This window comes from Vibrio atypicus (assembly GCF_009811315.1).
In the GTDB taxonomy this organism is placed as follows: domain Bacteria; phylum Pseudomonadota; class Gammaproteobacteria; order Enterobacterales; family Vibrionaceae; genus Vibrio; species Vibrio atypicus.
This window is the reverse complement of the sequence record NZ_BLID01000008.1, coordinates 81,815-94,074: the sequence shown is the minus strand read 5'-3', so window position 1 is coordinate 94,074 and position 12,260 is coordinate 81,815. Positions and strand designations below refer to the sequence as shown.

Here is a 12,260-nt window from a genome sequence, read left to right as displayed (position 1 = left end):
TTGTTACAAAAGCTACCACAAACACTGTTTGTGGTAAATTTTTTACCACAACTTACCACAAATAAAAAACGCCTAGAATTTAACTACCCTAGGCGTTCTTAAGTAAGCATCCAGAAATAGAAGCACAACGACTCGTGACTCTTCTGGCAAGCATCTATGTACCATTACGTCTAAGTGCGTTTCTAGGCGTAATAGTGTTTCAGCGTTCGATGGATTTACTCTTATCACGCTCTTTCACTTGATCACTGTTCAACTGATTCTGGGTTCTTGCTTCTGCTTCATGACGGAGTTTTTCTCTAGACTGAGCTTGGAAGATAATTTTTTGATGTTCTGGCCTAGGTTCATACAAGCCGTATTCTTTTTTAGCAGTCGAAGATAGATTGTTATAAGCATTAACAATCAACTTATCAGCCTCTTTCTGCTGTCCACGTTGTTCCAATTGTTGTGCATTTCCAATCGCTTGAGACATCTGTTCATGGCGCTGTTCTAATTTGGTATCCTGATGAAGGCGAGATAACTCAACTCCCAAGACCTTTGTCATTTTTCCAATATCTTTTTTTAGTTGATGCGCTTCTTGTTGTTGCTTATTCTTATCTGACTCAAAAAATATTTTTTGAACAGCTTTTGCAGCCATCCAGACTAAAGCCCCTGCCGCTTCAGTGAAAATATCATTCTCTAAGTATCCTCTCTGATAGTTCGATAGAGTCTTGGATAGCCAGTTATCTTGACTTGGCTTCTCATACCCTAGGCTTTCTACCTTTTTGGCAAGCATTTGAACAGAATCCACTATTTTCATCTGCTGCTGAGATAGCCGCCTATATTGTTCATTCATATGACTAAAATTAAAAACGCTAGTTTTAATATGTTCATCATTTGATATACGGTGATTTATGTTTTTAACTGCTAATTTAGCCGAGTTTTCGAGCGTAGAAACCAACTTGTTAGGCTCAGAAGCATCAACTTTACTAAGCTCTTGATAAATTGCTGTAACTTTTGCTTTTTCATTGAGTTCCATACCACTCCCCTTTAATAACGATGTGTTATATACAGATTCCCATTAACCCATTCTGCACTTATGAAATTATTTGATTCCAAAATATGCTCGAAATGACTAACCGACACTTCTATATCTGCATGGAAGCGTTCAAACTCAGCTTGATATGACTCCATTTCAGTTACAAGACTGGATAGTTGATGACGCAAATCTAATGCAGAGTCTTCCCTAAATAACTTCTTAAAAATTCCAGTAATCATTGAGTACCTCCCGAATGTTCTAAATCTTATTCTTTCAGAGCATGGGCCAATAGATAGCACGTCAAATCGCCCAATTGAGACAAAAAAGGAGCCCAAGAGGCTCCTAAATTAGTAATGAAAGAGTTTCAATATTTGTGTTCACCAGCCTCTATTTGCTTTCGTGTGAAGACTGTTGGGCAGCGCGATAAGTCTGGTTGACCGTAGCCGTTTTCAGCCTCTGCACTGCTACATATATAAGCATCTAATCTACCAGCAGCTTGCGTCATGCTCTCCTTATTCCTCATTGATAAACTTGCCTTTTCCAAGTAATCACAAGCAGGGTAGGACCATGTCGCTAAACTAGAATGGGATGCCGCGTATGTCGAACAGATTTCTTTCTCTCTTACTCGCTCGGTATAACTTGCAACACCACTTCCTTTTTTAAGGTTCCTTGTCTGAAAAATAGAATAATTTTGGTAAGGACCAGGGTAGCTCCAATAAGGCACCGAATAGCTATTGAATGCTGGAGAATAAACCGACATAAATCTACGAATCCCTTCACTTTCGCCAGCCACATAGTTAGCTACACGCTTCCAGTTACCATCCGTCCAATTCAAGCAGTGATAGCCTCTATCCCGTTGACGAGGTTGTGCACCCAGAGCAATTGCTATTTCGTCGATTTCGATACCACTATCGTTGTTATTTCCTGCTATTGTCTCTGCACCAAACGCTGCACACATTCCACCGACATGCATTACCGATATCACATTAGCTCGGGAAATTCTGAAAGGCCGAATATCGAAAGCATCAAAGTATCCCGTTCTTTGGTAGTTATAGAAATTGGATGCAATCATATTCATGACCCCAGATCGGGATTGAATATCCACCACATCATGAGCCATTTTGAGCGCATATTCCCACCCAACTCGCGGAGCACTCGCAGCTATCAAGCTACCTATAACATCATTATCATGAGCCGAAATGGTATAATGAACGAAGGATACCGGAGTGGGAACCGAGCAGCGTTCATAGTATTGGTTGAAGGCTAGAACTTTCATATTTTCTGGTGCGGTTTTATTGTATTTTACTAGAAAACCTTCCAAATCCAGCTCTTGGCCGTTTTCCGTACATTCCACACCTCCATTAATCAAGCAACGCTCATACAACTCAGCCTGTATTCCAAAAGAAGCAACATTACTTCGCGCGTAGCGGTTGATATAAGCATCAGCAGAACGCAGTTGACCAGAATCATCGAAACAATCCGAAAACGCATATTTCATAGCCAGATCAGCTTTCTCAGAATATCGCTCTTTTTTTGAAAAGTTTATCGTCCTTGCTTCTTTTCGTCTCTTATCATTAGCGATACGAATAGAATCCAAAGCTTTCTTTTGATTTCTTGGGTCTAGCAAGTCTTCCGCCCAAAGATTAAACATTTGCCATTCAGCCCCTAACTCGGCAACCATCTTAGCTGCCGAATTGAACGAAGCATCACTACCAAAGTCTTCCAACTTGTACCCAACAGCCTTCATATTATCCAGTGCAGCTTGAACATCAGGCTCCACTTCATCGTTTGTTTGAGTTACCGTATCTGACAGAATATTACTTGTGTTACTAGACGTAGTCGCGGAACACCCCATTAATAAAGCAGCCGTAATTATTGGCAAAAAAAACACTTTCACGTTGATATCTCCATTTATATTTTATGTTCATTCCATTTTGAAATAAGAGGGCAGCGTAAGCAGCACGCCAAAATTACCAATTTGGACAACAGACAATTATTATCTTGTTAAAGTGCGCTCTATATCACCTCTTGCTGTCTCTTTACCCTGGCCTCTATCAGGTGATTGCTCTGGCAAAACTTCTCGATCTGTTGTTTGATGCCATAGCTTTTCGAACAAATGGTCAAGCCGTTCCAATGGTTGGTAGCGGCTTTCTTTAGCAGCCTGCTTCTGCCCTGATCGCTGCTCAACAGCCCTAATAAGTCCCTCTTTAGAATTGGTGTAGAGATACACGCGGTCCTTTGCTCTCGATATTTGCACGTAGAACTGCTCTGTGTTCAATAATGCATCTCGGTTCGCTTCAGCATGAACAAATACATTTTGAGCAGTCTTACCTTGAGCTGCATGGACAGTCATTGCGTATCCATAATCCCAATGAGAATTCGCCATTGTGGACATATCAAACTCACTGAGTTTCCCATTTGAAAGTCTGAAGGTTACGTTCGTGGATTCTATTTTCTCAACTGTGGCCGTGTCGTTGTTTAATCGCCCAGAAGTTTTATCATTATCACGCCATACGATCTTCTCACCAACGGCGAGACCACTTTTAGTCAAATTAAACAACTGAATATTCTTGGCCACATAGCGTTCAGGTGAAAATCGAATCGGTTCGGACTGTTCATTACTCCCGAACTTCTTGAGTAAGATATCGTGACTATCTCGGCCAACGACCTCGTAATACAAGCCCTGCTTGATACCCTCACGTTTGAAGCTACGGGCAAATCGGACGATTTGCCCGTTTTGATACGATGTCACCACTCGTCTTTCAGCTTCGGTTGTATCGACTGGTGATAGCTGGTTAGTTTGAATCTCTTCGCTCAGAGCACCTTCTCTTTTTAGGGCATCGCGAACTAACTTATTAGTGCTCCACCTACCCTCGCGGCTTGGTTCAAGGATAATACTTTTAGTTCGCTCATCTGGCGCAAGACCCATATAGTCTTTCACTAGCTCTTGCCTGCGAATCTCTCCACTTTTTACATAATCAATTCTTCCGTTTTGTTTATGGTGAACCAGTTCCTTGATGGTACTACCACTTTCTTGCAATCGAGCTAAGGCATCTGAAGCCCTTTTCATTAAAGAGAGATAAACCGCATCCCTCGTACCTCGATTAGTCTGTCGAACGATCTCTTCTAGTCGATACGTTTCCATACCATGAGCCTGAAGCTGACGAAAAGCAGCCCCAGCCTCCACAGAGGCAAGCTGGCGAACGTCTCCTGTTAATACAACTCTAGCTCCCACCTGGCTAGCTCTTTGAAATAGATCGTGCATCAGCTTTGTACCAACCATCGATGCCTCATCGACAATCCAAAGTTGAGGGGAGCGCTGCAATCCCTTCGCTAATTCTTCACGCTGGCTCTTTAACTCGTCTTTTTCACAACAAAGCTCATCAATTCTCTTTTGGTAAATGGGAGAAGTTTCGGGAATTTGAGTACCTGTTTTGAGGTCTACTCCAGGGTTTTTGAGTGCATTGATGATACGCTCCAGCCGCCTGTCAATTTTCTCTATTTGTGAGAGCAGCCTTTTTTCCTCTACCCATTCGTTGCGGCTTCTACCTAGAAAACTTTGAATTGTACTAGAAGAAATATTCGCGCCCTCGGATAGACTCTGAGCTGCCGAGTTGGTTGGAGCAAGACCTTTTACTTCGTATCCCATATTTCGTGCTGTATTGGCAACTGTGCTGAGTACGCTGTTTGTTTTAGCAGTACCAGCGAGCCCTTGTACTCCGACGATCCTGTTCTCAGAGAGCAAAATACCCTCTGTGGCTTTCCTTTGGTCAGTATTCCATTCATATCCAATTTCGTTTGCCTTCTCCTCGGCATTGGAAATAGCCTCAACCGCCTGCTCTCGGCTGCAAAGCCTCTGAACTCGGTCTCGACCTAGATATTCCTCTCTAAGAAGCTCATCCTCAATGGCGATGGCCGCGTGCGATGTATATCCTCGAACATCAACCTCTTGCTTACTGACCTTATCAAAGGTTCTAACCGACTTCTCTATGAGCTGACCACTGCCAATTGCAGCATCAATCGCATTATTTACATCAGAAAGTAGTACTCGCGATCCAGCATAGCGGCTAACCTCTTTGACTAGATCGTGATGAGTCCAAGATGTATCACGCTCTCCAAGGTGTTCAGTCGCCCACATGACGGCTTCGTTGGCTAATTGAACCCGCGCCAAAATCGCCTCGGATTGCAACTCCAGAGATGGGATTTTTTCCCGAGACTGAGCGATGACCTCTTCCAATTCTTCCAACTTCTCTTTCCCCAATTCGGCATGCCAGCGATTCAGAAGCTCACCTCGCTCAGCGGCAACCTTTCGATCCCGCGTGTCGAGCGTGGCGGTCTCCTTTTCCACAGCCGTGGCCGTCTCACGAGTCTTTCCCCTAGCCTCCAGCGCATCTCCTATTGCCTCTGATCGTTTCGAAAGTTCACGCACAGTCTCTTTACTTACCCCAGCAATTTCCCAGGTCCCATCTTTACCCGGGTGCTCTAGTCGAAAACCCAGTGAACTAACCTCTTGAGCGAGAAATTGACGGTAGACCAGACCAAGGTGCTTTTGGTCAATGAAGATTGGTTTATTCTCCGTTGAGCGCCACTGGCCGTCATTTCGCTGTGTTAAGTTCATTACCACGCAGTGTGTGTGAAGCTGAGGATCAAGGGCACGACTGGTTGTGTGTTTGAAAGTAGCTGCGACCAGCGAACCTGTTTTCTCGTATTCAACGGTATCCTTAGTACGGTTGCGATTCCTTGTGACAATATATTCGCTCTCTATATATTGAAGTACCGCTTGGACAGCCCGGTCATGGGCTTCGAGAAGCCGTTTGTCGCCTGCTACCTCTGCCAGAATAGAAACACTCTTAGGTGCCGAAAACGTAAGGTCGGTTCCTGGTTGGTGTTTCCATTCTCCGTCACGGAAAGTGCCAACCTGTTGACCGTCAGGGAGCCGTCCCTCCAAAAGTGATTTAAAGGTTTCTCTATCCACCTCACCAGCAAGGCCAAGAGTCTCAGAACCAGAACCTATCCATGTGGAAGGAGATAGTCCGTCTACATAGTAGTCATCATGCTCAAAGTAATGACCGGCCGCTCCGGCACTTTTAATAGAAGACGCAGACATCATGATTTTTTGCCTCCTTTTCCAAGCAGACTAAATACCAAATCATCATCCACTCCATTCGTTCCCAACACTGAATGTACTTCCTGTTCTATATCACTTAGGGCTGGTAATTGCCCTTTAGACACCTCAGTACCATGCTTATTGGAAAGTTCATTCGGAACAAAGTCAGTATCAGCTTCCATTTTCATTGCTCTTGCAGCATTGAGCAGACGCATACCAACCGTCTCATTCTCATCACCTTGAATAAAGCCGTCAGCGATCTTCGGAAGTCTCAAGAAAGGAATATCAATACGGGCTTTACTCTCTACGCCCCAAATTTTGGCAAAACAAGACAAATCAGGCAGGTCCATGATTTCACTGGGAAGAACAATTTTTCGGTTTTGGCGTTTAGAACTGACCCGGACGCCATCTCGAATGTCATCGGCGGAGTAGTTTAAGTCTTCATCAACTTCCTCACGTTCAGCTTCACCAAGTACTTTGCAGACCCACTCAGCAGTGTCGGCATTATTCAAACGAAAATGAAACTGTGTGGAGCACAGGCCAAGTATGGTTTTAGAGGCGTTTTTCCCGAACTCTTCCTCTAATTGGTTTATTTCCTGAATACCCAAAACAACAGCCGCACCGAAGCCCCGCCCTTCGGCCATCAACATTGAAAGAGCAGGAATTTTTTTGAGGCTTGGTAGCTCATCGACAACAATCCAAAGAGTCCGCTCGTTATTAACCCCGCGTGCCATCAACCCTTTGGCCGCAGCTTGTATCCAGGTCGAGATAAGAGGTTTCTGTATTTCTATTTCAGATTCTCGTACTGGTAAGAATAACCAACTATCATCGGCATTAGGTTCATCGCCTTCTGCTATCCAATCTCTTATAGAAAAGAATCCCTTTTTATTCTCTTCTTTCAACAGGCGAAGTGGACGAACACCATCTACGATGGTTGAACGAATACTTTCGAGAGTCCTCTCGTTATCTTCATTGAAATATGTCGCTGCTGGAGTACCTGCAACCAGTTCTTTGAGTAACTCAAGATCATTCCACGCTGTCGCCCGAAGAAGCGAAAGCAATGACTTCGGTCCGTCTAGATATAAATTCTGAAGTGCGGCAGAAACAACTGCTCTGGCAGCGGATGTAAAGAATTTCTCAGAACCGCTATTACTATTAGAATTAGGTAAAAGTGTCTCAGATATCCAGTCTGCATCAAATGGTGACTCCATTTCTTCCCATGGAGTCCATTGGTGTGAGCGGCTATCTGCCGGATTGAGTATGTGATCAACTCCGTCCCGGTAGAACATCTCTACGAACTCGCCTTTCTTGTCATATACCACGGCTCGGTCTCCACGAGCGCGAATGGCTTTAAGCAAATGAGTTAGTGCTGTAGATTTACCAGCCCCGGTGGTGCCACTAATCAAGGTATGCTTTTTTGAAAATCCTGTAGGTATAGGGAAATCGCCGAGGGTTAAATCAGAAACACCATGTTTTTCTACGATTTCACCTTTCAACTTTTCGGCTGAAACAAGTTTCGCCCCTCGAATATATTTGTCTTCTTTGATTTCCTTACCTCGTTTAACGGCCTTAACAACAAGATAAACACCAATAGGCAAGTACAATACAAAGAGCGAACTGAAAGCCCATCCAAAGGATTTGAGAAGATTAACAGCAGCTTCCTGGAATAGTGGCTCATTTATCACCACAGAGGATGGCAGAGAGTCGCGCCCATCTAGGGCAACACAGGTTCCTATAGTCAGGCTTGAAAATGGTTGTACTAGTGCCTTCAATTGTGCCCAAAGATATGTACTAGCGTTTTGCAAAACACATTTATCGGCGTCTATCCCGATGTATAACAGGCCACCGACAATCGCCAACAAAACACCAGGCAGAAAGATCCAAATTCCGCTGAATAACAACATCTGCTGGCTATGAAGCCATGTGTCCGCACCACGAACAAAGTCACCGACTCGACCTTTTCTAATCGTTGCCATTATCGTCCCCTCCAATAAAGTGAGAACGCAGAGCATTTGTGCGCGCTGAAATGACCTGTTTAGCCTCAGCCATTTCATCCTCAGAGCAGGTCTTTTTGAGCAGAAAGTCTGTCGTTGCCACGTTGATCGACAGCAAGTTAATTAGCTGCTGATAAATCTCCTTCTGATCCACTTGTACGTTTCTGATTTCGTGCAGTGTTGAGTCATTATTTAATGCCTGCTCAATCAAAGACACAGCCGTTTTACTAACCGTTTGTCCTGATTCTTTAGCTAATTCCTTCAACAATATATGTACTTGTCTGGGTGGATATATTTGTACGCGATACGCCTTAGAAACTCCCATTATAGTCCCCCTTATCCCTGATTCTCTTGTGTGTGACTCCCTTGCAACTCTGCATGTGCAGAGGCGCAGGGAGTCCCCTCAGAAGGCGCTACTGCGCCGGATGAGACAGACCACTCGCGGTGAGTGGGGTGTGGAGAAAAATCCGGGCAAAGCACGGAATTTTCTTGTGCTAATTTGGGGTCCCCGCTCGATAGAGTGGGGTGACTGGCTTCTGCGATTCGAAGGAAAGACATAGCCAATTTCCGTGTCTCATACTCATGGTTTCTCCTTGCCATAAACATCAGGCCGTTGGCGATCGATGTGATAGCTTGCTCTACAGAATTTGAATCAGATGCATTCTCAAGGATTGAGAGAATTGAAGCGCCAGAACATTGCTGACATTGTCGAGGGTGAAGTTTCATTCATTATCTCCTGAGTAATCGTCTCAGTGAGATTCTGGCCTGTAGTTGTTTGAACTTCGGCACGCAAAACTGCCCAATTTGGACAAATCGGTCACTTGGAAAAATGGCTGTTGTAACTAAAAAGCCACCTGTTGATGACTTTTTGATGTAGCACAACCACAACTCTCCTTGTTCGTCACAGAAAAGCGATCTATCGGTAGTGTTTTGGTCGAATTAAGTAGGACGTAGACATTCGCCCCCTTCCAAAGCCATCGTAAAACCACCTATTAGTAGTGTTTCAGTGACTTTTGAGAAAAACAACGAATTCAGTTTTGTTTTTGGGGTTCAAAAAAACAGGCTGGGCTTAAGGGATGAAGACAAGATCGAAAAAGGCCACTAAAAAGTGGCCCTTCGAAAAAGTTCGCTAACGGGGTCAATGACCAACTGGCTTCACACCATTCCGCGCTTTCAATCAAGTGACGTAACCGTCATGTAAATTATTGTAGTTAACTTTCCTTCATGGTCAATGCTTTTTAATCATTTAATAGCAAGCTAAACTGAAAGCAGTTTAATTTGGAGGCTTGAGCTTATTATTTAAACTTGGCTTATAGAAGGTGGGGGGTATGATATTTTCACGAAATATCTCCGCACCCTATAAAATTGAAATTTTCCATCTGTCGAGCTGCATACTTTTACAATACGTTACATAATCCTTATTCAGCTAATTTAGCAACTACTTAGCTAAATTTTGTCCAATTGTCATTTAAGGGCGACTACTTACCGCCCTTCAACATTTTTTTCAACCGCTCGATGTGCTGCTGCGCTACCTTTGGATCGACCGGACGCGACTCCGATTTTTCAGGTAAAGCCTTTGGAATCTCTCCTTCCAGGCTCTCCCCAGCCAAAACCCGACTAACAACAATACTGTAAGCTCTTTTGAAAAGCGGCCAACTCTTATCTCGTGGAAGATTAGCCAGCTCAAAGCGTCCCACTTCCCTAGTGGCAACATATACAGCTGGGTGAGACCATTTGTTACCAGAGTAGGCAGGATGTGAATTTTTAGATGCCTCAATGAACGCGGCTTCTGGCGTAGGTAAACCATGATCCATTGGATCTGGCTGACACCAAGAAATAAACTGTCCTACGCTAGGCCAGAAAGGAGATTCTGATCTTCTAGCTTTTGCTAATCCACATTGCAACTGCTTCTCTGACGTAATCTTCGCTTCAACAAATCCACGAACCCAAGCTCGTTTAGTTGCATCAATGTCAGCCTTAGAAGTAAACGTTTGTCTCCAAGCTGGAAAACATGTTTGCAGTTCGCTGAAAAGCTTGTTGATGATCACCGCCGCATCTTTAAGATACTGGGCATCAAATTGACTATCAGTTCGCTGAAAGGTAGTGGTATATCTCTTATGCTCAAACCTTATTGCTTGAGCATTGCTATCAGATGAAATGATTTCGACTATGTTTCGTGCTGACATTTATAACCCCTCGATCCATGAAGTGTCAGCCAAATCATTTACTAAAGAGCATCTTTGAGGGATTGACTGTTGTTGCTCTGCGTACTTTTGACCTCTGATCATCCAAGTTCGCCATGCGCCGATGAGTGCCTCATTTGAGTTGAACCGCTGGGTTTGTCCACTGGGATGGTTAACAAAAATTTGGCTTTCCCACTCGATACTGACCAGTGGCGTAACAGAATTCGCCCAGTGCCGCATTTCATCAGTTATAACCAAATCACGACGAGTAAAGGAAGAGCTCTCTCTTGTATCTGTTTTTTGTGATTCTGTATTTTTTAAAACTTTCTTTTTTAGAGCGCCGTGTTTACCGTCGTCGGGTGAACCACTTACGGCTGAACCATCGACGGTAAACACGGCTATGGTAGAACCATGCCCTGAATTTCCGCACATGGTGCTATCACTCTGAGTTTGGGCCTCCTGATAAACTTCTGAAACCCAGTCCCATGTTCCATCTGCACGCCTTGATTTAATACGAACGAGATAACCACAATCCTGTAGCTCCGCGAGCAAGCGGCGTAACTTATCTCTGCCAATTGAGCATTCTTTTTGCAGTTGATAAGGCCGTACTTCCCAGTTTGGCGGACGTGAAATTAGCTTCAATAGGAGACCTAGCGCATCCAGAGATAGTCTTGAGTCACGAATTGTTCGATTTGGCAGAACTGTAAATTCTTGTTCCTGCGCTCTGCGGATTACACTCATAAGTCACCTCCAAGACGTGCGTAATTTGATGACTGCCTACGTTGGAGTTCCGCTCTGACAATTTTCCTCGCGTGCAAGCGATGAATTCGCGCCTTTTTAGCCAGTGTTATAGTGCAATATGATTCGTGCCCAGGGCTGCCGGACGCCGCAGAAACATCAAGCATCAACGAAAATAATTCAGATGTAAAAAACTCTCTAACCTGATGTGAGAATAGGAGGGTTTGTTTTTTCATTGTGAACCTCAACAGAATTTGATGTTGAGGCACTGCGCTCGCGGCTGTTAAAACAGCACTCAGCCCCACCCGTGCCTGGATGATGGGGGTTAATGACGATACGCAAAAGCACAAACAGGCTATAAACCTGTGAGGCCGCTCATGCCAGCCAATTGAGCATGAACTCGCAGCGGAAATTTCAAATTTAAGAGTTTGATAATTTTCTGCTAACCAAATAAATTTTAAATAAATAACATGCTATTTATTTATAGAGGCCAGCTACCTCACTCTTAACTAAAAACTTGATAATATGATTGAACCGAGAATTGAGCTTAATACTCTGATAATATCTACACCAAAAAATAAAAATATTAAAGCCAGAGCCAATGTCATTTCAATCTTGCTTATTTTCTTGTACATAAACTCACCAAAACTTAGAATAGTGATTGTTGTTGACCTTTTTCAAATGATCGTGATATATGTCCAGTTTTATGAGAAAAGCTTGGGCCTTTCCACTTAGTTTTTTTACAAGCTGGGCACCTATGAATAACCAGTTTATCTCTCAACCCTTCGCCTGTGAATATTTCAACATTGCAGTGGACACATTCAACAAATAATTTTTCATCATATGCTTCTTCACAAGCAGTATAAAAACCAGAGATATCAATGTCTTTTTTATTTTTAAAAGAAATATTATAAGCATCTATAACTGACTCAAGGTGATTAGATTTCTGACGAAGCTCACAATATATAGTCAAGGCAGCTGAATACTTAATTAAATCAGAACCAGAAGTAATGTCCTGCCCGTAGTTTGAACGACGATGTGCTTTAATTTTTAAATCAGCTCTAATTCTTCTCACTTGTTTATAGCTCAAGCTTGTTTCTGTTTGAACGATTGAATTGCAAAATCCAATTTTCACAAGATAATATCCAAGCGCCCATCGTTTAAGATGGTGGCGCTCGGGCAAAAAACTCAGCTGTTTTAATAGTAGACTAAATTGCATGGCT

The 12,260-nt window shown here is 43.4% G+C and carries 9 protein-coding genes; all 9 read right to left on the bottom strand.

What is annotated here, in order from left to right; genetic code table 11:
• Positions 1-199: 199 nt before the first annotated feature.
• The 9 genes from GVO60_RS16540 to GVO60_RS16500 all read right to left on the bottom strand — a co-directional run bounded on the left by GVO60_RS16540 (position 200) and on the right by GVO60_RS16500 (position 12,256).
• The gene (locus GVO60_RS16540) at positions 200-1,015 is read right to left on the bottom strand and encodes a hypothetical protein (protein WP_159655973.1); all 816 of its coding nucleotides are present in this window, start codon (positions 1,013-1,015) and stop codon (positions 200-202) included.
• Between the two features lie 11 nt (positions 1,016-1,026).
• Complete coding sequence (locus GVO60_RS16535) at positions 1,027-1,254, bottom strand: hypothetical protein (protein WP_139060815.1); 228 nt, start codon at positions 1,252-1,254, stop codon at positions 1,027-1,029.
• Between the two features lie 125 nt (positions 1,255-1,379).
• Complete coding sequence (locus GVO60_RS16530) at positions 1,380-2,912, bottom strand: hypothetical protein (RefSeq protein ID WP_225874941.1); 1,533 nt, start codon at positions 2,910-2,912, stop codon at positions 1,380-1,382.
• A 99-nt stretch (positions 2,913-3,011) separates the two neighbouring features.
• Positions 3,012-6,125: a MobF family relaxase gene (mobF, locus tag GVO60_RS16525; protein WP_159655971.1), complete on the bottom strand. Its 3,114-nt coding sequence runs from the start codon at positions 6,123-6,125 to the stop codon at positions 3,012-3,014.
• Complete coding sequence (locus tag GVO60_RS16520; RefSeq protein ID WP_159655969.1) at positions 6,122-8,098, bottom strand: type IV secretion system DNA-binding domain-containing protein; 1,977 nt, start codon at positions 8,096-8,098, stop codon at positions 6,122-6,124. The genes mobF and GVO60_RS16520 overlap by 4 nt, the downstream gene beginning before the upstream one ends.
• Entirely contained in the window at positions 8,085-8,441 is a 357-nt protein-coding gene (locus GVO60_RS16515) for a hypothetical protein (RefSeq protein WP_025550503.1), read from the bottom strand. Before GVO60_RS16515 ends, GVO60_RS16520 begins: the two co-directional genes overlap by 14 nt.
• Positions 8,442-9,594: 1,153 nt before the next feature.
• The gene (locus GVO60_RS16510; protein ID WP_159655967.1) at positions 9,595-10,302 is read right to left on the bottom strand and encodes a replication protein P; all 708 of its coding nucleotides are present in this window, start codon (positions 10,300-10,302) and stop codon (positions 9,595-9,597) included.
• Entirely contained in the window at positions 10,303-11,040 is a 738-nt protein-coding gene (locus GVO60_RS16505; protein ID WP_159655965.1) for a hypothetical protein, read from the bottom strand. It abuts the gene before it with no gap.
• Between the two features lie 646 nt (positions 11,041-11,686).
• Entirely contained in the window at positions 11,687-12,256 is a 570-nt protein-coding gene (locus GVO60_RS16500; RefSeq protein ID WP_140073712.1) for a type 2 periplasmic-binding domain-containing protein, read from the bottom strand.
• Between the last annotated feature and the right edge of the window lie 4 nt (positions 12,257-12,260).